Here is a 23,983-nt window from a genome sequence, read left to right as displayed (position 1 = left end):
TTATGGCCCGTGAACCGGTTTTCGACATTCTCGCCGGACTGGCCCACACCATGGTCTTCGCGCAGGGGCTGCGCATTGATTTCGAAGGCCAGGAGAACATACCCCGCTCCGGCGCCGCCGTTCTCGCCGTGAACCACACCTCCTACGTCGATTTCATCGAGGTGGGTCTGGCGGGCCGCCGGGCCGGACGCAATGTTCGATTCATGATGAAGGCCGAGCTCGAGCACGGCATCGTCGGTTTTCTCATGAAGCACTGCAAGGCGATCGGTGTCGACCGCACCGCGGGCGCGGAGTCCTACACCCGGGCGGTCGCCGCGCTGCGCTCGGGCGAAGTGGTGGTGGTGTATCCGGAGGCGACCATCAGCCGCAGCTTCGAGCTGAAGGAATTCAAATCCGGCGCCGCGCGGATGGCATTGGAGGCCAACGTCCCGATTGTCCCGATGGCCATCTGGGGCGCCCACCGCATCTGGACCAAGGGATTCCCGAAACAGTTGGGTAGACACAACTTTCCGGTGAACATCCGCATCGGCTCCCCCATCGCCCCCCGGGGCACCGCCGGCGAACTGACCGCAACCCTGCGCGCACGTATGAGCGAACTGCTCACCGCCGCTCAGGACGGCTACCCGATGCCGCCGGGCCAACCGTGGGTACCCGCCCGGTTCGGCGGCAGCGCCCCCACCCTCGCCGAAGCCGCGGTTCTCGAAGAGGAGGAATGGGCTCGCCGCCGCGCCCATTCCCAGGCCCGGGCTCGATCGGTCAGTCGGTGACCCAGGGGCCCACACCGCCGACCTTGTCGATGCGTATCCGGGTGAGGTAGCCGGGCGGCGCGTCCGGGGGTGGGAATTCGACCCCCGGACCGACCAGGGCCCGCGCCAGATCGGCAAGGATCTCGGGCGCTCCGCCCTCGACGATCCGGGCGGTTCCGGTGATCGCCAGGTAGGGGCGCATCACCTCGCCGTTCTCCGGGGCGACAATGGTGAGAGCCACCCGCCCGTCACGGCGGATATTGCGTATCTTCTTGTGTTCGCTCAGATGCGCCACCACGAGTTCGTCTTCCTCGGGTGTCGATTCGAGAGCCACCCACACCAGGCTGACCTGGGGGCTTCCGTCCGGATTGAGGGTGACCAGGGTGGCAACGGCACCCGAACCAATGAGCTCGCGGGCCGAATCGTCAAGTTTCATATGTTCTTCTACTGCTCGGCCGCGGCAATAATTCCCGCGGCAGGCCCGGGTCACGGAAGCGCCGGCAGACCCGTGACCCGGTCTCGACTCAACGCGCGGTGGAGCGGAAGCGGCGCAGTCGCAGACTGTTGCTGACCACGAACACCGAGGAGAACGCCATGGCCGCCCCGGCCAGCATGGGATTCAGCAGACCCGCCATGGCCAAGGGGATGGCGGCGACGTTGTAGGCGAAGGCCCAGAACAGATTGCCCTTGATGGTTCCAAGGGTGCGGCGGGACAGGCGGATGGCATCGACAGCGGCCCGTAGATCGCCCCGGACCAGGGTCAGATCGCTCGCCTCGATGGCTATATCGGTGCCGGTGCCCATGGCCAGGCCCAGGTCGGCGCGGGCCAGGGCGGCCGCGTCGTTGACCCCGTCGCCGACCATGGCGACGACCTTGCCCTCCCGCTGTAGGCGTTCGATCACGGCCACCTTGTCCTGGGGCAGCACCTCCGCGATCACCTCATCGATACCGACCTGGGCCGCGATCGCCCGCGCCGACGCCTCGTTGTCGCCAGTGAGCATGATCGGTGTCAGACCGAGACCACGCAACTGCGCCACCGCTTCGGCGGAGGTCGGTTTCACCGTGTCGGAGACGACCAGAACACCACGGACCCGACCATCCCACCCGACCGCCACGGCGGTGCGTCCCTCGGCCTCCGCCGCGCGCATCGCCCGCTCCAATTCGGTGTCCGGGTGCAGGGACCGGTCCGCGAGCAGCCCGGTGCGTCCGACGACCACGGCGTGTCCGTCCACCACACCGTGGACGCCGAGTCCGGCGACATTGGCGAAGTCCTCGACCGGTTCGAGATCGCCCACCCGTTCCCGGGCGCCCTTGGCGATTGCCTGGGCGACGGGGTGCTCGGAGGCGTTCTCCAACGCTCCCGCCAGTCTCAGGATGTGCTCGGGCCGCTCACCGGCGGCGGGGATCACCTCGTGCAGGGTCATCTTGCCCGTGGTGACGGTGCCGGTTTTGTCCAAAACCACCGTGTCCACCCGCCGGGTCGATTCCAGGACCTCGGGGCCCTTGATGAGGATGCCGAGCTGGGCGCCGCGGCCGGTGCCGACCATCAGCGCGGTCGGGGTGGCCAAACCCAGCGCGCACGGGCAGGCGATGATCAACACCGCCACCGCCGCGGTGAACGCCGCCGCGACCGAGCCCCCGGTCCCGAGCCAGAAACCGAGGGTCGCCACGGCCAAGGTGATGACGATCGGAACGAAGACCCCGGCGATACGGTCCGCCAGCCGCTGTGCCTGCGCCTTACCGGTCTGGGCGTCCTCCACCAGTTTCGCCATCTGCGCCAGCTGGGTGTCCGAGCCGATCCGCGTGGCCCGCACCACGATCCGCCCGCCCACATTGACCGTCGCCCCGATCACCGCGTCCTCCGGGCCGACCTCCACCGGAACGGATTCCCCGGTCAGCATGGACGCGTCCACGGCCGAGGAGCCGTCCTCGACCACTCCGTCGGTGGCGATCTTCTCGCCGGGACGCACCACGAAACGGTCGCCGACCTCGAGCTGCTCCACCGGCATCCGCTGTTCGGTTCCACCGCGTAGGACCGAGACCTCCTTGGCGCCGAGTTCCAGCAGCGCCCGCAGTGCCGCGCCGGCCCGCCGCTTGGACCGGGCTTCGAAGTAGCGCCCGGCCAGCAGGAAGGTGGTGACGCCCGCGGCGGCCTCCAGGTAGATATTGCCGGTGCCGTCCATGCGGGCGATGGTCAACTCGAACGGATGGGTCATGCCGGGGATGCCGGCAGTGCCCCAGAACAGGGCGTAGACCGACCAGGCGAAAGCGGCCAGGGTGCCCATGGTGACCAGCGTGTCCATGGTCGCGGTGCCATGCCGCAGATTGGTCCACGCCGCCCGGTGGAATGGCAGCGCGCCCCACACCACCACCGGCGCGGCCAGAGTGAGCGACAGCCACTGCCAGTTGGTGAACTGCAATGCCGGGATCATGGCCATGGCGATCACCGGAATCGTCAGCACCGCCGATACCAGCAGTCGGGTTCGCAACGATGCGGTCGGGTCCGGCTCCGTTGACGTGTCGGCGGCGGTTGCCTCCGGTTGCGGCAGGGTGGCGGTGTAGCCGGCCTGCTCCACCACGGCCACCAGATCCTCCGGGGCGATATCACCGGTGTAGGCGACGCGTGCCTTCTCCGTCGCGTAGTTCACGCTCGCCACGACGCCGTCGAGTCGGTTCAATTTCTTCTCGATACGACTCGCGCAGGATGCGCAGGTCATCCCACCGATCACCAGTTCAACCTGGCCGGTGTGCTGCTGAGCCGTGGTCATGGTGTGCTCCGTTCGGTATTTCCGCCGGTCAGTGTCCGTGGCCCGAGTGGCTCGGGTGGTGCGTGTGTCCGGGGCCGGCCACCGGAGGCTCGGGGTGGTCGCCGGTCATCGGGGTGGCCGGTGCGGCGACCACGGTGAACTCGGCCGTTCGGACCACCCCGCGGTGCCGGAAATCGAGGAACATCCGGTAGTCACCGGCGCTCGGCGCGGTCACCGCGAAGGTGATATCGGGTCCGGCCTTCGTCACTCCGTCACCGGGGTGTCCTTCCGGATGGACGTGGAGGTAACCGAGGTCGGTGGCCCGCAGCGCCACCAAGTGGCCGTATGCCCCCAGGTAGGGCTCCAGATCGGTGACGGGTTCCCCGTCACGGGAAACGGTGAGCGTCACGGTCGAGGCCCGTCCCGGAACGAGTGTGCCGTCGAGTGTGACGGTATACCCGTCGACGGTTGTGGTTGTGGCCGCCTTCGGCAGTGGTTGTGGATGGTAGTCGCCCGTCACACGCAGATCCGCTCCCAGGGTGAACGGTTGCCCGTCGGCGGTGACGAAATCGGCGAAGACGCGGTAGTCGCCGGCGCGGCTCAGATCCACCGGCACACTCCAGGTGCCCTGCTCGTCGAGCACCGGGTGGAGGTGTCGGAAGACGGCCATATCCCGCCGCACCACGATCAGGTGCAGGTCCTTCTCGTGGTTGGGCGTATAGCGGGTGACGGGGGACCCGTCGGCGTCCGAGATCCGGAAACGCAGCGGCACCCGCGAACCCGGGGACACGGTCGGCTCCAGCAGGGTCAATGTGTAGCCACCCGCGGTATCGGTCAGCCCACCGACCTCCCCGCCTTCGGATGGGGTGGATTCGTGCGCACCGTTTCCGTGCGCGCTTGCCTCCTCGTCGACGGGACCGGCCAGGGCACCGAGCCCCAGCGCGATACCGAAGACCGCGGCCAGACCGACCGCGAAACCGGCGAGTTTCAGGGGGTTTTTCATCGGGCGCTCCATTCGGGGTGGACCTGCACAGCGACGTCGGTGCCGCCTCCTCAAGACCTACCATACCCCCCTAGGGTATTTTGTCAACCAAGTCGGACCTCGTCCCGACCTGCTGTTTCCGCACGACGCGGCAGCCAGAAACGGGTCATTACGGCAATGCCCAGAATCGCGATACCGAGCAGGGCAACGGTCGACGACATCGACAACCACAGCGTCGCCGATGCGACGAACCCGAACACCACCAACGAGACCACCTCCTCCAGCAGGCCGGAGACCGAGGTGACGGTGGCCCGCGCCGGCCCTTCGATGGCGTCCTGCAACCTGGCCTCGGCGATAACGGCCGCGTTGTAGACGACACCGTAGGCGGCGGCCATGGCCGCGAACCCGAGACCGGCGCACACATACACCGCCTCCGGCCGACGCACCGCCAGGCCCACGACGACCGCGCCCACCAGGAACAACACACCCCCGATACCGAGCGCAAGAGCCAGGGCCCGGGCGCCGACCCCCTCCGTGCGGCCCGCCAGGCTCGACCCGAACAACGAACCCAACACCGTCACCCCGACCAGCACCGGCACCACCGCAGTCGCAACACCCGCCTCCGCGGCGAGCAGGGCGAAATATTCGTCGAACGCGGTGATACCGGCCAATAACGCAGCCAACACCGCCCCGCGCCGAACCACCCGTATCCGCACCGCCTCCGTCACCCCCGTGCGCAACATCGCGAGATAGCGGGAGACCGATCCGGCGGCGTCGACCGGTCGCGACTCGGTCGGGCCCCCGGCGACAGCGTCGGCGAACTCGTCCACCTCCGTCGCGGAAACGCTTTTCGGCGCAGCGGGCAGCGCACAGGCCAAGGCCGTATGCCCGGCCGCGACCACGACACTGACCCAACCGACGAGCGGATAACCGCCCCACAGATACAGCGGGGTGGCCGCGAGGATGCCGAGTACGGCCGCGATCTCGGTCGCGGCCCGGACATATCCCAGGATGCGCGGATAGGCCCATGTCGAGCCGTATGCGGTGAGCTCGTCGTACAGCAATGCCTCGAAGGTGCCGGAGCGCAGCGCACCCGACACCCCCCACAGCACGAAACCGAGCGCGAAGCCCAGCGGGGACGGCGCCACCGTCCACACCACGAAACCGGTGGTCAGCAGCGCGCCGCTGAGCACCAGCAGAACACGCCGCGAGACGGTGTCGGCCCAGGCGCCGGAAGGCACCTCGAGAAGGAAGGCCGTCATGGACCAGACGGCGAGCAATAGCGATATCTGTCCGGGGCCGAGGCCCTGCTCGGCGAACAACAACGCATAGAGCGCGTAGTACGGGACCAGGTCACCGGTACCGGTGAACAACACCGCGCGCACGGCGAGTGCGCGGAGGCCGAGCGGCCGACCGGCGCCCGTCCGACCGGGTCAACGGTGGTAGAAGAGCAGGCGCATGCCCATAAGCATGCGCACCGCCCCACCGGCCGTCAAGCGAATACATCGGGCCCGATCCACCGGGCCATCGGCGTGTCTCGACAACCTCAGTCGAGCGGTATCCAGCCGCCGGCATCCGACGAGGCGGCACCGCCGAGCTCCCGAGACGCACCCCCGCCGATCCGGCCCTGCTTCTCGTTCAGGTCGTCGATCAACGCCGCGACCGAATGCGATTCGCTGTAGTGGTAGCCCTGCGCCAGCGCGAATCCCAGCTCGGTGAGCACCGCGGCCTGATGTTCGGTCTCCACTCCCTCCGCGATGACCTGCAGATCGAGCGATTTACTCAGGGCGGCGATGACCCCGAGCAACGGTGGCGCGGGCGAATCGGAGCGGATCGCGGCCACGAATGACTGGTCGACCTTGATGATGTCGCTGGGCAGGGTGGCCAATCGGCTCAGCGACGAATAGCCGGTGCCGAAATCGTCGATGGCGATCCGAACGCCCCGATCGCGCAGGATGTGCAGGTTCGTAATGGCGGTCTCGGATTCGGCGGCCAGCTCGCTTTCGGTGACCTCGAGAACCAACTGGTCGGCGGGCCACCCGGTATCGGCGAGGATTTTCGCCACCCGGTCCGCATAACCGGCCTCGGCCAGTTCCAGACCGCTGACGTTCACGTTCAGCGTCAGGTCCAGCTGGGCGAAGGTCTGCCGCAGTTCGGCGGCGTCGGCGCAGGCACGACGCAAGACCAACTCGTCCAGATCGGAGATGAGGTCGTATTCCTCGGCGATCCGGATCAGCCCCTCGGTGGTGACCTCCGGCTGAGAGGCCGACGACCAGCGCAGCAGCGCCTCCACCCCGACGGCCTTACCGCCCTCACCCTCGCCGAGGCTGACGATCGGCTGGTAGTGCACATCCAGGGCGCCTTGGTCGATCGCTTCCCGCAGTTCCACGGCCAATGGCGTGCGCTGGGAGGACTCCAGCACCGTGCGGTTACGACCCGACTGTTTGGCCCGGTACAGACCGACATCGGCGCGGCTCACCAGCAGCGAACCGGATTCGCCCCGCTGCCACGAGGTGACACCGGCCGAGCAACCGGTGGTGATCGCCGCCCGCAGCTTCTCGGTGAGCAGGATCGCGGCCTGTTCGGTAGTGCCGGGGAGCAGTATGGCGAAAACGTCGCCGCCGTAGCGGGCCAGGATCTGACCGGGCTCCAACAACCCCGCCCAGGTATCGGCGACCTTCTGCAGGACGGCGTCCCCGGCTCGATGCCCGAGGTGATCGTTGACCTTCTGGAACCGGTCCAGGTCGACCAGCACCAATGCCAGGCTCTCCCCGGAACGGGTGGAGTTCTCGATCGCGGTATTGACCGCTCGGTCGAAGCCGCGCCGATTGAGCAGACCGGTCAGCACATCGATATCGGCTTCCGACGCCATCCGGGTCAGGATGCCCACCACCACGCCGACGCCGAAGGTAACCCCGGCGGGGACGATGCCGGACCACCATGGCAGCCCGGATCGGGTCGGTATCACGAGCAGACACAGCACGATCGCCAGGGCGATATGTGCGAACGCCTGCGGCCAGGCGAAGAACAGCGCGGCATCACAGGCGATGAAGGCGTAGAACCCGGCCAGGGTTATCGCCCCGACGGTGTTCGGGAAGGAATGCACGGCGATGGTGATCAATACCGTGGCCACCGCGACATACCCGTGGTGCAACCAGTGCGGTAGTCGTGGCCCCCATCCCAGCAGGCTGATTCCCAGCAGCAACGCCACCGCGGCCGCGGAACCGACCAGTACCCGGTTGCCGACATCGTCCGAACTCAGCACATGCGTGGGCGCGACAGCGGTCACCAGTAGACCAAGAACGCCGCCCATGACATAGAACGCCCCGGTGGTTCGGGACATCACCATGGCCGTCGCCAACGCAGACGCGGCCCGCACCCGGGTTCGGGTATCGCCGCGAGACCCGATTCCTCGCACGAGCACAGCCTAGACAACAGCCTCTGTCGAGGTTGTCACAACGGGGCACCCGAGGTACCGCGAATCACATGCGGCGGATCTCGCTATGCCCGCGCGAGGCGCGCACTGCCGGGCGGCGTCAGCACCTCGGTGCCCACGAACGGCACCAGCGCGGCGGGCACGCGGACCGAGCCGTCGGCCAGCTGATGGTTCTCCAGTAGCGCCACCAACCAGCGAGTGGTCGCCAAAGTTCCGTTCAAGGTGGCGGCGATCTGCGGTTTCCCGTTCTCGTCCCGATAGCGCACGGACAACCTGCGGGCCTGGAAAGTGGTGCAGTTCGATGTCGAGGTGAGTTCACGGTAGGTGCCCTGGGTGGGCACCCATGCCTCGCAGTCGAACTTGCGGGCCGCCGAAGAACCCAGATCACCCGCCGCGACATCGATGATCCGATACGGCACCTCGATGGCGGCGAGCATATCCCGCTCCCACCCCAGCAGCCGCTCGTGCTCGGCCTCGGCGTCCTCGGGCCGGCAGTAGACGAACATCTCGACCTTGTCGAACTGGTGCACCCGGATGATGCCCCGGGTGTCCTTGCCGTAGCTGCCGGCCTCCCGCCGGAAGCACGACGACCAACCCGCATACCGTTTCGGACCGTCGCTCAGATCCAGGATCTCGCCGGCGTGGTAGCCGGCCAACGGGACCTCCGAGGTACCGACCAGGTACAGATCGTCATCGGCCAGGTGGTACACCTCGGCCGCGTGCCTGCCGAGGAAGCCCGTGCCCGCCATGATCTCCGGTCGTACCAGCACCGGGGGAATCATCATGGTGAAACCGTGGGCCACCGCCCGCTGCGCCGCCAGCTGCAACAGCCCCAACTGCAGCAGGGCTCCGTAGCCGGTGAGGAAGTAGAACCGGGCGCCGGACACCTTCGCCCCCCGCTCGGTGTCGATCAGTCCGAGCGATTCACCCAGTTCCAGATGGTCCCGCGGGGTGAAGTCGAACTCCGGTACGGTCCCGACGGTCTCCAGTACGACGAAATCGTCCTCACCGCCGGCGGGCACCCCCTCGATGACGATATTGGAGATGGCGCGGTGCGCCGCCGCCAATTTCTCGTCGGCGGCGTGCTGCGCGGCCTCGGCCTCCTTGACCTTGACCGCCATCTCCTGCGCCTGCGCCAACAGCGCCGGTCGCTCCTCCTTGCTCGCCTTGCCGATCTGTTTGCCCATGGCCTTGTGCTCGGCGCGCAGTCGATCGGCGGTGGCGACCGCGGACCGCCGCGCCACGTCCGCCTCGAGCAGGGCGTCGACGAGCGCGGGGTCCTCCCCCCGCGCCCGCTGTGAAGCACGGACCAGGTCGGGATCTTCACGCAGAAGTCGGAGGTCGATCATGGCCGACCAGCCTAGTTGTCGCGATTTCGGGCCCTCAACCGAGTATCGGTCCGGACCACCGCCGGTGCCGGGGCGGGCGGCGCGGAGACCCCACGCGGAAGCAGCCCGACCGACAACGTTCGGGCATCGGCGCCGAAGAAGGCTACGCGGCAGCACCACAGGCACAGGCCGACCATCTCGACCGTGACATCGTTCGGCGGGGTCGTGGCATATTCACACTCCGCACTGCCATGATGGATCGCGATGTCCTCCGATGATGCGCCCATGTTCCCGTCCGAAACCCGGTACGGCGAAGCGTCGCGCTCGCGCGCCGGTCGTCCGGCCCGCCGCCGTGTGACCGGTCGGTCTTCCGATCATCGGTCGCTGCCCACTCGATCACTGGGCTCGATGTTGGACCGGACCGGCTCGTGGCGCCGCTCGCTGGGATCGAAGCAGAACGAACCGGACGAGGCCGGGACGAAGAAACAGTTGCGACTGTCCGCCCGCCAAACCCGTTGGGGTCTCCTCGCCGTCGCAGCGGGCGCCGTGTCCGCGGCATTGGTGACGATGTTCGTCACCGGCTACGACAACGCGAGTTTGCCGCGCAGTGGCGCCATGGGCACGGTCCGCGCCGAGAAGATCTTCGCCTCGGTCGGCCCCGGCGACTGCCTCACCTGGACCGCTCCCGACCACTCCGACCTGGTCGAATTGGATTGTGCGAACAAGCATCTGTTCGAGGTCACCGACACGATCGATCTGAGCCGGTATCCCGGTTCGGAGTTCGGGCCGGATTCGCGGTGGCCGGACTCCCTGCGGCTCAACGAACTGCGGGAAGAACACTGCGTACCCGCCGCGCAGCGTTATCTGAACGGGAAATTCGATCCGCGTGGACGCTATGCCGTCGGGTTGATGTATCCCAGCAACGACGGCTGGACCAAGTCCGGTGATCGGATTCTGCGCTGCGGTCTGCAGACCCCCGGGCTCAGCGGGAATCCACTGCCGAAGACCGGGCGGGTCGCCGATGGCGACCAGTCGAAGGTCTATCCGACCGGCACCTGCCTGGGGATCAACCAGAACCTGCCCACCGATCAGGTGGATTGCGCCGAGGAGCACTCGGTCGAGATGTCGGCCGTGGTCGATCTGGGCGCCCGCTTCCCCGACGGGCCGCCGTCGAAGGAGGAGCAGGAGAAGTTCCTCGAGGAGGAGTGCGGGCGGGTCTCCAACGATTACCTCGGCGGACCGGATGTGCTGCGCAACAAGACCTTGACGGTGTTCTTCGACTATATCGATGCGCGCAGTTGGCTGGCGGGCAGCCGCAAGCTGAACTGCATGATCGGAAAGGGCACCGACCAGGAGGGTTTCGCGCCGATCGTCGGCTCGGCGCGCGGCGATATCCTCATCAACGGCCAGGCGCCGGTTCCACCGCCGGCTACCGGGCGGTACACGCCGCCACCGCTGCCGGGCGCGGCGCCGCTGCCCCCACAGCCGGAACCCCGTCCCGCACCGAGGTAGCGCGATCGACCATGCCGGTCTCCATGTCCGAGGATCGTTTCGAGGAGCTGGTCGCCGATGCGCTCGACCTGATCCCGCCGGAGTTCACGCGCGCCATGGACAACGTGGTCGTGCTGATCGAGCCACGTCACCCCGAGGATCCGCATCTACTCGGCCTGTACCACGGCATAGCGCTCACCGAACGCGACAGTCATTACGGCGGTTCGCTTCCCGATACCATCACCATCTATCGGGACGCGCTGCTCGAGGTCTGCGCTGATGAGGAGGAGGTCGTCGACGAGGTGGCCGTCACTGTGATCCACGAGATCGCACACTATTTCGGGATTGACGAAGAGCGGCTACATCAGTTGGGATGGGGATAATCTATTAGCCCGAGACATTCGCACCCGGGCCGCCTGTATGTGGGAACCTGCAGGGGGATCGCGCACGTCGGTCGGGGGCGCTGAGCACAAACTGAAGAAAGTTCGGATTCGATGGAACCGCAGCCGCGGCCGTTGCGTCCAATCACTCGTAGGGGGAATTCTCGTGGTTCCGCCCCACAGCCACGACAAGAAGGAGTCGAGACTTGATTGGCAACGTTGACGTCACGCCCGAAGCCATCCTTCTCGCCGCCACGGAACTGGATCTGCTGGCCGATCGACTCGCCACGACCGGTGCGATGACCGTACCCGCGACCTATGTCGCCGCGTCCGGTTCCGATGAGGCTTCACTGGTTGGGGCATGGCATATGAACCAGGGCGCGCACACGCACCAGGGCGCGCTCGCACAGGCCGTGCTCGAACTGCATCACACCGCCGCGATCCTGCGCACTCAGCTCGCGCACTACCTGGCCCAGGATGCCGCGTCCGCCGGTGTGCTGACGCTCACCGGTGCTCCGTTCGGCTCGATCAGTGTCTGACGCCCCGGCCGACCGACGCGACCAGCAGGTATAACCACTCAAGGGGAGAAACAAGCATGACCGCAGGTATCACCGGGGTGTTCTGGCTGCCCAGATTGGCGGAGGGCAATTCGATTGCCCTGAATGCCGGTACCCACGCCATCCCGATGTCGGCCGCCGCCACTGCCTGGGGAACACTCACCGGCGCCTGGGCCGACGCCACGTTCACCGTCGCCCGGGTATTGGCCGAGCTGGGCATCGGTATGCAGGGCTTCAACGGTCTCGGTGCCCTCGCTCGCCTCGCCGGCTTCACCGCGTGGAGCGAACAGCAGAGCACGATGGCAGCCGCCCTGGGCACCAAGGCCGCATCCCAGGCCACCGCCTACACCGTGGCCTCGATCGCGATGCCCAGCCTGCCGGAGATCGCCGCCGTGAACGCGGCCCGGATCGCGGCGCACACCACCGGCGGTGTGCTCAACGGCTCCGCGGAGGCCGCCGAGGCGGCCAAGGCCGCGCTCGACCTGCGTGCCGCGCTCACCATGGAGACCTACGAGGCAGCGATCTCCGCCACCGTGATGACCCCCGGTGAGTTCGTTCCTCCGCCACCGATCGCCAATGGCGCCGGACGCGCCGACACCCCATCGCTCGAGGAGGGAATCCGGAGCGCCAACGGCGACCCGGTGCAGATGGCTGCCGCGGCCGCCGGTGCGCTCGCCAACAACCCCGGCATCATGAGCGGCGTGACGCAGGCGGCGAATGTCGCCGGTTCGGTCGCCACCACCGGTGTGACCACGGTCGGCAATATCGGCGCCAATGCGATTGTCGCCGCGACGACCACGAGCACACCGTCGGCGGCGACCATGATCGCTCCGGGCGCGCTCAGCACCGGTCTGGCCGCCGCGGCGGCCGCGGCCACCCGCTCGGCCGGTTTGGCCGGCGGCACCGCCACGGGCCTGCACAACGGTTCGCTGAAACTGCCGGAAGGGTGGGGCGCCCCGCCGGCCGCAGGCTCGTCCACCACTCCGCTTACCGAGGGGGTCGGAGCCGCTCGCACCGAGAACATGGCGGTTCGACCGGCCGCGACCGGCGGACCCAACCCGCTGCTCGGCAACACCGCCCGCGACGACGAGGAAGAGACCGGGCACAAGGGCTCCGAGTACCGGCAGGATGATCTCTTCACCGATGGTCGTTATGTGGCCGACGGTGTGATCGGTGCCGAACCCCCGCGGATGGGCAAGTGACGGTGCTGGGCGCCGGCCGCGGCCCGTCCATGCTCGCGGCGGTGACGTTATCGCTCGACGAAATGCAGTTTCTCCTGGAGAAACTGGAGATCGACGAGGTGCCCGTCGTTCTCGACGCGATGGGCCGTTACGACAACCAGACCGACCACGATGCCGCGATGGGCCTGGCCGCCCAGTCACTCCTCGAACGGGGCCTCCTGGAGGGTGAACAGGTGCACCCCGAGTTGGAGGACCGACTGCGTGGGCTGTATCGCCCCCACTGGGTGGTCGCCCTCCGACTGATCGTCGAGGGACAGGTGAGTCGGATGTGTCTGGCGAAGGGCGACGAGCTGGTCACCGTCGCCCTTCGCGGGCCGGATTCCTATGTGATCGACGAGGCCACCGACGATCTACCGGGCCCGATCATCACCGCCCTCGGCCCGGCCGAGCCGCTCGAGCTCAGCGGGATGAACGCGCCGACCGAGCAATTGGTTCCCATTTTCGACGATGTCGGCGACTCGGCGGCCACCGCAGCGCGATTGAGCAAGGTGGGTAATCCGCCACGTGATGCACAGGCGATTGCCTCGGCCATGGTGCACTGCTATTCACATGCCGAGATCGTCGGTGTGGTGTACCGCGACGGCGGCCGCGATATCGCCGACAATCACATCGCGGTATTCAACACTCGCGCGGGGCGGTTCATCGCTACCGCGAGTCTCGCGGACGATGGCACCAAATGGACCTCGTTCAGCAGCGGAACCACGGCGCGACTGCGCACAGCGCTGCTGGATCTGATCAATTCGCTTCCTGAGCGCGAAAAGTTTCCGCTCGCACCCCCTTCCATCTAGCATCACGCTCGACGGTGGGGCCCGGGGCTCCGGCTCGATAGCGCTGCCGGTCGGCTCAGCCCATCGGATCGTCGCCGGTCGGCGGTGTCGGAATGTCGAACGGCGGGGTGAAACGGCCCCAGCGTGTGCACTCCCAACCACCGTCGGGACGCGGAACGAGTTCGATGGTTTCGGTGTTGTCCAGATGATTGTTCGTGGTGAACGGCGGCGCCACACCGGCCAGGAACCGACCCACCAACCGCATTGCCGCCCCGTGCGACACCACCAGAATGTCGCCGACGCCATCGGCTATCAGATACTCGGCCCGGAGCTGCTCTACCACCGGTAGATACCGGTCCAGCACCTCTTGTCCCGATTCCCCACCCGGTATTCGCGCGGCCAGATCGCCTTCGTGCCAGGAGCGGTAGATCCGTTGGAAGAGTTGGTGCGCCTCCGCGCTTCCCTCCCCTTCCAGATCTCCCACCTGGACCTCGTGCACGCCTTCACGCACCGCGGCAGGTACTCCGACCACGGATTCGATGTATCCGGCCGTCTGCCGGGCCCGTAATGCCGGCGAACCCAACAGCAGCCGGGGCGGGGCGGTCAGCGCCGTCCCGAATGCCTTGGCCTGCGCCACACCGCGTTCGGTCAGCGGCAGACCGGGTAGTCGGGTGTCGAGTATTTTGGCGACATTGCCTTCGGTTTCGCCATGTCGCACCAGGACGAGCTTGCCGGTCACAGGTCGGCAACCCCCTTCCGCAATCGGGTGAGCCACAGCGCCGGTTCCTCATCGGAGGGAGGTGGTGTTCCGGTCGCCGAGGCAGCGGGCCAGGATCCGAGATAACGGACCTGAGCGGTGCGATGCAGCGCTTTCAACGCTTCCGCCACCGCCGTGTCCTCGATATGACCCACACAGTCCAGATAGAACCGGTAGGTACCCATACCCGTTCGAGTGGGGCGCGACTCGATTCGGGTCAGGTCGATACCTCGGGTGGAGAATTCGGCGAAGGCGCGCATCAACGAACCCGGGACGTTCGGCAGTTCGAAAACGATCGAGGTCCGGTCGGCGCCGGTCGGCGCGGGCGCCGGCCGGGGCCGGGTCACCAGGACGAACCTGGTCACCGCTTGCTCATGGTCGGCGACGCCGGTGGCCAGCGGCGTCAGGCCCAGTCGTTCCCCGGCCAATGCGGTGGAGACGGCGGCATCGGCCAGACCCGAGCAGACGTCCTCGGCCGCCGCGGCATTGGAGTCCGATGTGTGAATCCGTACCCGCGGCAGCGTGCGCTCGACCCACTGTCGCACCTGGGCGAGCGCCACGGGATATGCGGCCAGGGTCGCGATCTCGTTCAAACCGACACCCGGATGGCCGAGGATGGTGAAACTCACCTCGAGCTCGTTTTCGGCAATGATCTGCAACCGGGATCCCACCGCCAGCGAGTCCAGGGTCGCAGCGATCGAACCTTCCACCGAGCTCTCGATCGGCACCACCGCGCCTTCGACGTCTTTCGCCCGGACCAGCTCCAGGGCAGCGGCCTGGCTGGACGCGGCGACTCGCTCCACAGGACCGTCGAAGGAACCCGCGGACTCGAATTCGGCGAGGGCCATCTCGGTGAATGTTCCGGACGGCCCGAAATAAGCGATACGCGGCACGCCTACGAGACTACTGGCGGCCGGGGAGCACAGCCGGCGCCAATCCGTTCGTCGGCAATCCGCTCTCGGTGGCGAATGCGGAGGTAAACGCGCCGTGCACCGACCCCGGCGAATCCGCCGATACCGCGACACGCACGGTGGCAGTGAACGCGCGAAACGCCCGTTTCCGGATTCATATCCCGAGACGCGCGCGCAGCACTTTCTCGACTTCGAGGGGGGTGTCGGATTCGATGGCCCGCAATACGTCGCGAACGGCCGCCATGGCCTCGCCGGACAAACCGATGAGAAACGGGATATCGGGAGTCACCAGCGCGGTCCGGATATCCTCCCCGCACAATGCGGCGGCGGTGGCGGCGATAATGGCGACCGCGCGGTCACCGTCGGTCGTGCGGGCCACGAAACCGCCCTCGTCGTGTGCGGCCTCGGCGAGTGCATCGGCAATCCGCTCGTCGGCCAGGGCCATGTCGACGATCCGGGCGGCCTGCCCCGTTCCGATGGGCACGACCAGGCCCTCGATCAGAGCCATCGGCGTGCCGCCGGCGGATCGTTGTCCCGCGGTGTCGAACGAGCCGCGTCGAGTGGGCATCGTCAGCGGTACGAGCACCGGTTCACCGTCAACCACCTTTTCACGGTATCCCGCCACTATCGACGAAGTGATGGCGGTGTCGAAGCGCCGAGGTGCTTGCACTCCCCCGCCGCGTCACTTAGCTTAGGGTAACCTAATTGATCGCCGTGAAGTCGGGCACACCCGGCAGTGGAGGTTCCTGATGCCACCTACGCCCCTCGCACCATCGACCGCCGAACGCGTGCGCAGCGCCTGCGCCCACGCCGACCACGCAATGCTCGCCCTGCCCGGTATGGACCCGATTCCGACCACGATGCACTACCTGCGCCCATGCGGCGACACGGTGATCGCCGTCCTTCGCGACTGCGCGGCGGTCACCATCATGGGCGGCCTCGACCCGGATACGGCGGTCACCGCGCCCGCGGTGCTCGAGCTCACCGATCACGCGCCACTACCGCTGCGGGAACCCGTCCGCGCCCTGGTCTGGTTGCGCGGTCGAATCCGGGCGGTCCCGGAACAGGCCCAGCGCGCCCTCGCCGCCGAAGTGGCCCAGGAATGCCCGGATCCCGCCCTGCTGGATATCGGCCACACCTCGACCCTGCTGCGCCTCGTTCTCGAATCCGCCGTGGTCGCCGACACCACCGGCGCCGAATCGGTTTCCATCGACGAACTGCTCTCGGCGCGACCCGATCCGTTCTGTGCCATGGAATCGGCCTGGATCCAACACATGGACGCCGACCACGCCGATCTCGTCGCCCAGATGGCGCGTCACCTACCGGCACGGCTCCAACGCGGTCGCATCCACCCACTGGCCATCGACCGCTACGGCCTCACCCTGCGGATCGAGTGCCTCGACGGCGATCACGACTTCCGGCTCCCATTCGCCGCCCCGGTCGAGGACATCGAATCGCTCGGCCGTGCCGTCCGTACCCTCGCGGGTTGCCCCTTCCTCAACGGCCTGCGCCGCGGCTGAGGAGATCCACGCCGGTACCACCGCGCCCACCATGGTCCAGGCGGAAGTGCGCCTAGATTCGGCATATGCGCGACACCAACCCGGACACCACGGAACGAGAACGGACGGCGATCCGACTCGAGATACTCGTGGTGCTCTGCGTCACCTTCGGGCTCAGCGGGCTGAACGCCATCCTCTCGCTGATCGACAGCGCCGCGGCGCCGGGTGGTTTCCGGGACCGAACCGTCGCGCTCAATGCCTCACGTTCGACGCAACCCACCCTCGACCTGCTGTTCCAACTCCTCGGGGTGCTACGACTGGCCGCCTGGGCGGCACTGGCCCTGTACCTGCTCTGGCGCAGCGGAATCGGCCCCCGGGCCATCGGATTCGCGCGGGCCCGGCTGCGGCCGGACTGGTTGCCCGGTCTGGGATTGGCCGCGGTGATCGGACTGCCCGGATTGGGGCTCTACCTCATCGCACACGCGCTGGGGTTCAGTGTGACGATCGTGCCGGACGCGCTGAACGAGCACTGGTGGCGGTTACCCGCCCTGGCCGCCTCGGCCTGCGCCAATGCCGTGGCGGAAGAAATCGTGGTGGTGGCCTACCTGATAACCCGATTGCGCGCACTGGGGTGGTCGGCCAACTCCGCCCTGGCGGCCTCGGCACTGCTGCGCGGCAGCTACCACCTGTACCAGGGCCTGGGCGGTGGCCTCGGCAATATCGTGATGGGCCTGATCTTCGGCCACTACTGGCAGCGCAGCGGCCGATTGTGGCCGTTGATCATCGCGCATGCCGTGATCGATATCGTCGCCTATATCGGGTACGGTGCGCTGCACGGCCGGGTTTCCTGGCTGCCGTGATCGGGAGCACGCCCGAACCCCGCTCACCGCCGCACCGAAGCCGGGCACATTCGGATCCGCGATTCCACCGGAGTTGACGACCGTGACTCGTTCGCGATGATCCGGACCGACCGGATAAGTAGAGTTTGAAAATGATGTACGGCGACGACCCCAGGCTTCGCCGGGTCCCGCCTCCCGATGGACCCGGCCGCCCCCGCGCGCGGCGACCCGCCCCACCACCTTCTCCCCCCGCCGAACCGACCCAGGTCATCCGTCGCAGACCTGCACCGGGATACTCACCACCACAGGCCTGGTCCCAGGTTCCCGAGGCGGCACCGGGCCGGCCCCGACCCGGTGCCACGCCACAACGGCCCCGCCCCCATCGCGACGGCAAACCCAACCCGCCGCGCACCCACGCCCCCACTCAGCGGCCGGTCCCCTATCGCGACAATCGCCGTCGCCCCCCGACACCGCCGCCCGCTCCACCCCGGTCCGGGCGCGCACCCCGCCCCGCGGAGCGGCGACGGAAGCGCCGACCGGGTCGCTGGTTGCTGGTGCTACTGCTGGTGTTCGTGGTCGGCATGGTCGCCGCGGTGGTTCAACTCGACAACTCCCTCACCCGAATCAACGCGCTCACCAACTACACCGACCGGGTAGGCGATACCGCCGGCACGAACTGGCTGCTGGTCGGCTCGGACAGCCGATCGGGACTATCCCCGGAACAGGAACAGAGCCTGGCGACCGGTGGCGACGTGGGATCCGAACGCACCGACACCATCATGCTGGTGCATATTCCGCCATCCGGCCGCACCACCCTGGTCAGCCTGCCCCGCGACTCCTATGTCGGTATTCCCGGTTACGGCCGAGACAAGCTCAACGCCGCCTTCGCATTCGGCGGCGCACCCCTGCTGGTGCAGACCGTGGAGATCGCCACCGGACTGCATATCGACCATTACGCGCAGATCGGTTTCGCCGGTTTCGCCGGTGTCGTGGATGCGCTCGGCGGTATCGAGGTCTGCATACCGCAGGCCATCGACGATCCACTCGCCGGTATCAACCTGCCCGCGGGCTGCCAGATCCTGGACGGACCGCAGGCATTGGGTTTCGTGCGCAGCAGGGCCACCGCAATGGCCGATATCGACCGGATGAACAATCAGCGCCTGTTCCTGTCCGCGCTGCTGAAGAAGGCAACCAGCGTGGGCACCCTCGCCAATCCGTTCGCGCTGTGGCCGATGGCCCGCAATACCGCGAAATCGCTGACCGTGGACGAGGACGACCACATCTGGGATCTGGCCCGCCTGGCCTGGGCGCTCGGTGGGGACACACTGGCGACAAGTGTTCCGGTGGGCGGTTTCACCGATACCGAGGGCGGCAACGTATTGCTGTGGGCCAAACCCGACGCGAGCCGTTTCTTCGAGGCCCTCGCCGAGGGCAAACCCGTCCCGGAGGATTTGCGCGGCGACTGAGCATCGGCGCAGCCGCCGCCGTGTATTTCGAAGTGCAGCATCTGCCGTGCAGCGCCTGCCGCAATTGGCCGCATACTGCTATCGATGTGGTGAGGAACACCGTGGGCACGCATTTCGTATTGTGCAGTATTTGCTCGATCGCGAGCCGGAGGTAACCGCCGGCGAGCTCGACGAGGTCCGCCCCACCTTCGAATCTCCGCATACCGCAGCGGCTTTCCTGCCGGCCCGGGAGGAGACGTTGGCGGAGCAGATCGGCGAGCTGGTGCGCCTTGCCCGAGAATAGGGCGACTACCTGGGCGAACAATTCGCGGGATGGCTACCGGAACACCAACTGCGGGACGATGCGGAGATGTCGACATTGATGGCGGTGATCGACCGCGTGGCGGGTGATTTTTCGATGTGGAGAAGTTTCGCCGAACGAGAGCCGAGTTCCGCTTCGACAGGTGCGAGCAATTCCGGCCCGAAAATGACAGGAAGAGGACGGAATTGAATTAGGCAATACTACCCTCAATAAGGGTGCACTTGGATGACATGGCACTTTTTCGACGTTAATGTCGAGTTATGTCAAACCGTCCAGAGAGCCCGCGCAGTAAATTTCATGCACTGTTGCACGATCAGATCCGGCATGAATTCAATGCCGAGCACCAGTACATTGCGATCGCTGTGTGGTACGACAACGCCGACCTGCCGCAACTCGCCAAGCGCTTCTACGCTCAGTCGGTGGAAGAGCGCAATCACGCAATGATGATTGTGCGGTACTTCCTCGACCGGAGTATCAGCGTCGAGCTGGGTGGTGTCGATGCGGCGAAGTCGCATTTCGAGAATGCGCGTGAGCCGATCGCGCTGGCGCTCGAACAGGAGAAGACGGTCACCGACCAGATCGTCCAGCTGGCCAGTACCGCTCGGGAAGAAGGCGACTATCTGGGCGAGCAATTCATGCAGTGGTTCTTGAAGGAACAGGTGGAAGAAGTCGCCAAGATGAACACCCTGCTCACGGTCGCCGATCGCGCCGGGTCGAACTTGTTCGACCTCGAGGAATTCATCGCCCGGGAAATGAGCACTCCCAGCGATACCTCCGGCGCGCCGAAAGTCGCGGGCGGCCACGCCACCGTCTGAGCGATACCGCAGGCTCGGCTGCGGCCCGGGCTCGGCCGCATATTCGGCATATGCCCCGTCTCTCCGGCGAAGAAACGGGGCATTTCGCCCTGCGAGTCGTATTCCGATTGCCGGAACTCAGCGCAAAGTGACCTGGCGCGAACGCAGTCCGTCCCGGGATCGACGCTGCTCGGAGGTCAACGGGGCGTCCACGGCCAGCGCCTCGGCCAAGCGCGCACCGAATGCGAGGGCCGCCTCCCGCCATTCATCGGCGTGACGTTCGGGGTCCAGATCGAATACCGGCACCAAAAGCCCATGGGTGCGGAACGATCCCGCGAAACGCGATCCCGCGCCCAGATTCAATCCGCCCGCCGCATGCACCCGGGCCAGGGCCGCCATGAGATCGTCCTCGGGTTCCGGCCGCACCCACCGAAGATGCGCTTTCTCCCCGGCATCCACCCACCAGGCCGCCCCGATCCCCTCCGGCCCCAGATCCAGTCGGGCCGATGGCATGATCGCCTGTTTTGCCTGTTCGATGGTCGCCGCGATCTGCGGGTCCGGCTGCGTCCCCTCGGGCACCCACCAGTCGAAGTCCTGGTGCACGGTCAACTCCAGTGGCGCATCCGCAACCAGGACATCGGCCAGTCCCGGCCCGACCTCCTTCGCCACGGCGGTGGCCAGCGAATCACCCGGTTCGGCGGACTGTGTCCACAAAATGGCGGCGGCCAGATCGGCCGAGGGGTCCGATCCCTGCGCCTGCACCTGGGCCCCGACGTATCCGGTCGGTTCGTCTCCCGCCCGCACCAGGGCCGCCACCGCGCCGGGCAGTACGGTGGCGAGCACCACGGCCCGCTCGGCCCCGACCTCGGGTGACAACGACAATGTCGCGGTGGCCGACGGCACGAACTCGCGCAAGGCGACCAGATCGCATTCGGCGGCCAACCCCTGGAACGGCCGCTTCACGGCCTGCTCCGCCTGCGCCAGGGCGGCACGCCGTTCGGCCAGGCGTTGGGCCCGGTTCCCGCCGGGCTTCGGACTGTTGCGCTTGCTCTTTCCCACGGCTGGTCAACCTACACCGGTCGTGAGCGGGCACGGGATCGCGCCACACCACACCGGCCGACCGGAGCGAAGTCAGGATGCCAGAAGCGCTTTGGTGCGCCCGGGATGGTTGGTCGCCACCCAGCTCACGCCGAGATCGGCGCACAGCCGAACATCGTCGGGCTCGTCGACGGTCCAGCAGTAGGTGGCCCGCCCGGCCGCGGCGGCCTTATCCACCAGATCGGGATGTTCGCGCAGCGTTTTCACCGAGGGGCCGACCGCCGTCGCACCGACCGTGGTGGCCGCACTACCGCCCAGATACCGCGAGGACTCGCCGAGCAGTACCGTCGGCAACAGTGGCGCGGCCCGACGAATTCGCCATACCGCGGTGGCCGCGAACGACATCACCACCGCCCGGGAGTGATCGGCCGAAGCAGGGGTGGCGATCCCGAAACGTTGGAGCTCGGCCAGCACCTTGCTCTCTACGAGCGAGCCGTAGCGGACCGGGTGTTTGGTCTCGATGAACAGTTTCGTGGGTCGGCTGCGCCAGTCCAGGACCAGAGCGATCAACTCGCCGAGGGTGAGCACCGAGGCCGGTTCCTCGGCGGTGCCGAAATCGTAACCCCGCAACTCGTCCAGGGTCATCTCGCTGACCAGGCCGCTACCGGAGGATGTTCGGTCGATGGTGCGATCGTGCACACAGACCAGATGTCCGTCCCGAGTGAGCCGCACATCGCATTCGACGCCGTCGGCTCCTTCTTGTAGAGCCAGTTCGTAGGCGGCCAGGGTGTGTTCCGGGCGGGCCGCCGACGCGCCCCGGTGCGCGACGACGAACGGCGCACGAGCACTCTGGCTCACTTGATGACAACCTCCTTCGGTGCGTGGTCGGCAAGAATCCGCGCACCCTCCGTATCGACCGATTCCGCGTCGACCGCCTCGGCATTGCCGGATCCGGTGCGACGATCATCGGGAACGGCTGGGTCGCCGGCGGGTTCCGCGGTGCTCACCGTGGCGGCCGACCCCGGTTGGACGGGCTCGATCACCGGTACGGCCGGATCGGTGGCGACCACCCAACGTTGCGCGGTCCGCGACCGGCCACGCAGATCCCTGCCCTCGACCATCCGGACGGCCCACAACGTCAACACGGCCACCGCCGCCGCCACCGCATCGGTGAGCGCAGTGAACAGTACCCCGTCGGCCTCGGCCTGCAACGAGTCCGCGAACCGCCACATCAGCGCGGCCACGGACAGCGCCCCGCCGAACACCCAGGCCGACCACCAGATCCGGACCGCCTGGACCGCTCGGGGCTCGGATACCACCTCGGTGAGGAACACACCCGGCCACAGCAGATTGACCACCGGGATCAGGCAGCCGAGGGCCAGCATGCGCACCGAACGCGGATCGCTGCGTTTACGGCGCGCATACTCCACCCGGCGGAGCTCGATCAGCCACCCGAGGGCTCCCACCGCGGCCGGCAGCGCGAGGATCAGCGCGATCAGCGAGGCGCCGATCACCAATGCGTCGGATACGGCCAGCAGCCACGGCTCGATGAGTCGGGTGCGGTTGCGCAGCAGGATCAGATATCGACCCAGTTCGGCTCCCGCGGCGAGGGCGTAGAGCACGGCCACCGCGGCCAGTAGCCCGTACACCCGATCGGCCAGGGCGCGCAGGGGTCGGCGGCGAGTCGGCTGCGGCCGCGGCGGCTCATCGCGCAGCCCCCACCGCGGAATCTCGGTATAGCGCGGGGTCGGCCGGACGGGTCGACGCCTGGGCACGACGGGACGGCGGGCGAGCTGTCCCGGCCGACGCGCGACCCAGCGATAGTTGCGGTGTTCAGGGGGCGCATCGATCGGGCCGGGCGACAACAGCACGCCACGGCAACGCGGACACCAATGCATGGGGGCTCCCTGCACGGCCCAGCGCGTGCCACAGCGCGCACAAGGTTGCACCACCGTACTCACCCGCGCACCTCGCTCTTTCCGTCAGTAGATCTTCGCCACCCGATCACCCTCGGCGGTCAACGGACGACCGAGGCGCTGCCAGGCCACCATGCCGCCCTCGACATGCACCGCCTCGAAACCGATCCGGTTCAGGTATTTCACCGCTTCGATCGATCGACCGCCCTGTCGACACACGACATACAGCTGCGCGTCGGGGTCCAGCTCGTCGGTGCGGGCCGGGATATCGGACAGCGGGATGTGAACGGCGCCCGGGGCGTGACCGAGCTGCCATTCGTCGTCCTCGCGTACATCCAGCAGGATGGTCGGCTCGGTGCCATCCCCCGGTCCGGTGGCCGCGATGTCGAATTCGGCCGGTACGGCCTCGACCGGTACCGACGGGATATCGAAGCTCGTCACGTATTCGATCCTGCCATGGGCACGGCACTGTCGCGCGATCGGCGACCTCCACCCCCTGGCGACACACCGAACCCGAGGGCTTCGGCGATTCGGTGAACCGGCGCGGACGAGGTCGGACAGGCCCCGCCCGGAAGCGGGTTATCCACATTATCCACAGATCGATCCACAGATATCGGCTATCACACCCGGTCGAAATGAGAGCTTTTCGCTATAACATCTGTATCCGGTTGTGACCTGGATGGAGCGGGCGGCCGATCCGGAACTCCCCTCCACCTATTCCGGAGCGACCACCCGCTCGCCGCGCCGGCACCGTGCCGTCGAAGGTGCCGACATCTGGTTGGACGCA

Annotated in this window: 24 protein-coding genes; 11 read left to right on the top strand and 13 right to left on the bottom strand. The window is 67.3% G+C overall.

The window, feature by feature from the left end:
• The first annotated feature begins 2 nt into the window (after positions 1 to 2).
• Complete coding sequence (locus tag ON32_RS00540; protein ID WP_040787802.1) at positions 3 to 767, top strand: lysophospholipid acyltransferase family protein; 765 nt, start codon at positions 3 to 5, stop codon at positions 765 to 767.
• On the opposite strand, the gene ON32_RS00535 is transcribed toward ON32_RS00540, so the two are convergent.
• From ON32_RS00535 to serS, 6 genes are all read right to left on the bottom strand, one after another.
• The gene (locus tag ON32_RS00535; protein ID WP_040787801.1) at positions 757 to 1,182 is read right to left on the bottom strand and encodes a PPOX class F420-dependent oxidoreductase; all 426 of its coding nucleotides are present in this window, start codon (positions 1,180 to 1,182) and stop codon (positions 757 to 759) included. The two genes, ON32_RS00540 and ON32_RS00535, sit on opposite strands and share 11 nt — an antisense overlap.
• A gap of 88 nt (positions 1,183 to 1,270) precedes the next feature.
• Complete coding sequence (locus ON32_RS00530) at positions 1,271 to 3,514, bottom strand: heavy metal translocating P-type ATPase (RefSeq protein ID WP_040787800.1); 2,244 nt, start codon at positions 3,512 to 3,514, stop codon at positions 1,271 to 1,273.
• A 28-nt stretch (positions 3,515 to 3,542) separates the two neighbouring features.
• Entirely contained in the window at positions 3,543 to 4,496 is a 954-nt protein-coding gene (locus tag ON32_RS00525) for a DUF8832 domain-containing protein (protein WP_040787926.1), read from the bottom strand.
• Between the two features lie 83 nt (positions 4,497 to 4,579).
• Entirely contained in the window at positions 4,580 to 5,851 is a 1,272-nt protein-coding gene (locus ON32_RS00520; RefSeq protein ID WP_040787924.1) for an MFS transporter, read from the bottom strand.
• 170 nt (positions 5,852 to 6,021) lie between these two features.
• The gene (locus ON32_RS00515) at positions 6,022 to 7,893 is read right to left on the bottom strand and encodes a putative bifunctional diguanylate cyclase/phosphodiesterase (RefSeq protein WP_245550727.1); all 1,872 of its coding nucleotides are present in this window, start codon (positions 7,891 to 7,893) and stop codon (positions 6,022 to 6,024) included.
• Between the two features lie 83 nt (positions 7,894 to 7,976).
• Positions 7,977 to 9,260 (bottom strand): serine--tRNA ligase, encoded by a 1,284-nt coding sequence (gene serS, locus ON32_RS00510; RefSeq protein ID WP_040787799.1) that lies wholly within the window; start codon positions 9,258 to 9,260, stop codon positions 7,977 to 7,979.
• A 243-nt stretch (positions 9,261 to 9,503) separates the two neighbouring features.
• Here serS and ON32_RS00500 point away from each other — a divergent pair, with 243 nt between their 5' ends.
• The 5 genes from ON32_RS00500 to ON32_RS00480 all read left to right on the top strand — a co-directional run bounded on the left by ON32_RS00500 (position 9,504) and on the right by ON32_RS00480 (position 13,696).
• A complete protein-coding gene (locus tag ON32_RS00500; RefSeq protein ID WP_083873805.1) occupies positions 9,504 to 10,751 on the top strand; it encodes a septum formation family protein in 1,248 nt (415 codons plus the stop codon).
• Between the two features lie 11 nt (positions 10,752 to 10,762).
• Entirely contained in the window at positions 10,763 to 11,113 is a 351-nt protein-coding gene (locus ON32_RS00495) for a metallopeptidase family protein (protein WP_040787796.1), read from the top strand.
• Positions 11,114 to 11,316: 203 nt separating this feature from the next.
• Positions 11,317 to 11,649, top strand: a complete 333-nt coding sequence (locus ON32_RS00490) for a PE family protein (protein WP_040787794.1) — start codon at positions 11,317 to 11,319, stop codon at positions 11,647 to 11,649.
• A gap of 56 nt (positions 11,650 to 11,705) precedes the next feature.
• Positions 11,706 to 12,869, top strand: a complete 1,164-nt coding sequence (locus ON32_RS00485) for a PPE domain-containing protein (protein WP_040787791.1) — start codon at positions 11,706 to 11,708, stop codon at positions 12,867 to 12,869.
• A complete protein-coding gene (locus ON32_RS00480) occupies positions 12,866 to 13,696 on the top strand; it encodes an ESX secretion-associated protein EspG (protein WP_051132707.1) in 831 nt (276 codons plus the stop codon). The genes ON32_RS00485 and ON32_RS00480 overlap by 4 nt, the downstream gene beginning before the upstream one ends.
• Positions 13,697 to 13,751: 55 nt before the next feature.
• Here the strand turns inward: ON32_RS00480 and ON32_RS00475 are convergent, their stop codons facing one another.
• The 3 genes from ON32_RS00475 to ON32_RS00465 form a co-directional block, all read right to left on the bottom strand.
• Positions 13,752 to 14,414, bottom strand: coding sequence for a histidine phosphatase family protein (locus tag ON32_RS00475; protein WP_040787789.1), 663 nt, complete (start codon positions 14,412 to 14,414; stop codon positions 13,752 to 13,754).
• On the bottom strand, positions 14,411 to 15,325 hold the full coding sequence (gene pheA, locus ON32_RS00470; RefSeq protein ID WP_040787787.1) for a prephenate dehydratase: 915 nt from the start codon (positions 15,323 to 15,325) through the stop codon (positions 14,411 to 14,413). Before pheA ends, ON32_RS00475 begins: the two co-directional genes overlap by 4 nt.
• 172 nt (positions 15,326 to 15,497) lie before the next feature.
• Positions 15,498 to 15,947, bottom strand: coding sequence for a hypothetical protein (locus tag ON32_RS00465; protein ID WP_245550726.1), 450 nt, complete (start codon positions 15,945 to 15,947; stop codon positions 15,498 to 15,500).
• Between the two features lie 145 nt (positions 15,948 to 16,092).
• On the opposite strand from ON32_RS00465, the gene ON32_RS00460 reads away from it, so the two are divergent.
• The 5 genes from ON32_RS00460 (at position 16,093) to ON32_RS00440 (ending at position 20,263) form a co-directional block, all read left to right on the top strand.
• Positions 16,093 to 16,863, top strand: a complete 771-nt coding sequence (locus tag ON32_RS00460; RefSeq protein WP_040787786.1) for a DUF2470 domain-containing protein — start codon at positions 16,093 to 16,095, stop codon at positions 16,861 to 16,863.
• A 65-nt stretch (positions 16,864 to 16,928) separates the two neighbouring features.
• Complete coding sequence (locus ON32_RS00455; RefSeq protein WP_040787784.1) at positions 16,929 to 17,702, top strand: CPBP family intramembrane glutamic endopeptidase; 774 nt, start codon at positions 16,929 to 16,931, stop codon at positions 17,700 to 17,702.
• A 131-nt stretch (positions 17,703 to 17,833) separates the two neighbouring features.
• Positions 17,834 to 19,147: an LCP family protein gene (locus ON32_RS00450; protein WP_373284215.1), complete on the top strand. Its 1,314-nt coding sequence runs from the start codon at positions 17,834 to 17,836 to the stop codon at positions 19,145 to 19,147.
• A gap of 46 nt (positions 19,148 to 19,193) precedes the next feature.
• Complete coding sequence (locus tag ON32_RS30735; protein ID WP_051132706.1) at positions 19,194 to 19,430, top strand: ferritin-like domain-containing protein; 237 nt, start codon at positions 19,194 to 19,196, stop codon at positions 19,428 to 19,430.
• A 278-nt stretch (positions 19,431 to 19,708) separates the two neighbouring features.
• Positions 19,709 to 20,263, top strand: coding sequence for a ferritin (locus ON32_RS00440; protein WP_040787782.1), 555 nt, complete (start codon positions 19,709 to 19,711; stop codon positions 20,261 to 20,263).
• Positions 20,264 to 20,380: 117 nt separating this feature from the next.
• Here the strand turns inward: ON32_RS00440 and ON32_RS00435 are convergent, their stop codons facing one another.
• The 4 genes from ON32_RS00435 to ON32_RS00420 all read right to left on the bottom strand — a co-directional run bounded on the left by ON32_RS00435 (position 20,381) and on the right by ON32_RS00420 (position 23,637).
• Positions 20,381 to 21,301 carry a DUF5926 family protein gene (locus tag ON32_RS00435; RefSeq protein ID WP_040787780.1) on the bottom strand — a complete coding sequence of 307 codons (921 nt, stop codon included), beginning with the start codon at positions 21,299 to 21,301 and terminating at the stop codon, positions 20,381 to 20,383.
• A 72-nt stretch (positions 21,302 to 21,373) separates the two neighbouring features.
• Complete coding sequence (locus ON32_RS00430; protein WP_040787778.1) at positions 21,374 to 22,138, bottom strand: glycerophosphodiester phosphodiesterase; 765 nt, start codon at positions 22,136 to 22,138, stop codon at positions 21,374 to 21,376.
• The gene (locus ON32_RS00425) at positions 22,135 to 23,178 is read right to left on the bottom strand and encodes a DUF4328 domain-containing protein (protein ID WP_245550725.1); all 1,044 of its coding nucleotides are present in this window, start codon (positions 23,176 to 23,178) and stop codon (positions 22,135 to 22,137) included. The genes ON32_RS00430 and ON32_RS00425 overlap by 4 nt, the downstream gene beginning before the upstream one ends.
• Before the next feature lie 84 nt (positions 23,179 to 23,262).
• Positions 23,263 to 23,637 carry a rhodanese-like domain-containing protein gene (locus tag ON32_RS00420; protein WP_085995092.1) on the bottom strand — a complete coding sequence of 125 codons (375 nt, stop codon included), beginning with the start codon at positions 23,635 to 23,637 and terminating at the stop codon, positions 23,263 to 23,265.
• Positions 23,638 to 23,983 lie beyond the last annotated feature (346 nt).

It is taken from the genome of Nocardia paucivorans NBRC 100373 (genome assembly GCF_000308675.1).
Classification (GTDB): domain Bacteria; phylum Actinomycetota; class Actinomycetes; order Mycobacteriales; family Mycobacteriaceae; genus Nocardia; species Nocardia paucivorans.
Note: the sequence above shows the minus strand (reverse complement) of the source record. Positions and strands in the feature narration are given on the sequence as shown.

What these genes read in the sequence shown, in the direction of transcription:
- ON32_RS00540 (WP_040787802.1), top strand. Translation starts at nt 3, where the DNA reads ATGGCCCGTGAACCGGTTTTCGACATTCTCGCCGGACTGGCCCACACC.
- ON32_RS00535 (WP_040787801.1), bottom strand. Translation starts at nt 1,182, where the DNA reads ATGAAACTTGACGATTCGGCCCGCGAGCTCATTGGTTCGGGTGCCGTT.
- ON32_RS00530 (WP_040787800.1), bottom strand. Translation starts at nt 3,514, where the DNA reads ATGACCACGGCTCAGCAGCACACCGGCCAGGTTGAACTGGTGATCGGT.
- ON32_RS00525 (WP_040787926.1), bottom strand. Translation starts at nt 4,496, where the DNA reads ATGAAAAACCCCCTGAAACTCGCCGGTTTCGCGGTCGGTCTGGCCGCG.
- serS (WP_040787799.1), bottom strand. Translation starts at nt 9,260, where the DNA reads ATGATCGACCTCCGACTTCTGCGTGAAGATCCCGACCTGGTCCGTGCT.
- ON32_RS00500 (WP_083873805.1), top strand. Translation starts at nt 9,504, where the DNA reads ATGTCCTCCGATGATGCGCCCATGTTCCCGTCCGAAACCCGGTACGGC.
- ON32_RS00495 (WP_040787796.1), top strand. Translation starts at nt 10,763, where the DNA reads ATGCCGGTCTCCATGTCCGAGGATCGTTTCGAGGAGCTGGTCGCCGAT.
- ON32_RS00485 (WP_040787791.1), top strand. Translation starts at nt 11,706, where the DNA reads ATGACCGCAGGTATCACCGGGGTGTTCTGGCTGCCCAGATTGGCGGAG.
- ON32_RS00460 (WP_040787786.1), top strand. Translation starts at nt 16,093, where the DNA reads ATGCCACCTACGCCCCTCGCACCATCGACCGCCGAACGCGTGCGCAGC.
- ON32_RS00455 (WP_040787784.1), top strand. Translation starts at nt 16,929, where the DNA reads ATGCGCGACACCAACCCGGACACCACGGAACGAGAACGGACGGCGATC.
- ON32_RS00450 (WP_373284215.1), top strand. Translation starts at nt 17,834, where the DNA reads ATGATGTACGGCGACGACCCCAGGCTTCGCCGGGTCCCGCCTCCCGAT.
- ON32_RS00440 (WP_040787782.1), top strand. Translation starts at nt 19,709, where the DNA reads ATGTCAAACCGTCCAGAGAGCCCGCGCAGTAAATTTCATGCACTGTTG.
- ON32_RS00425 (WP_245550725.1), bottom strand. Translation starts at nt 23,178, where the DNA reads ATGCATTGGTGTCCGCGTTGCCGTGGCGTGCTGTTGTCGCCCGGCCCG.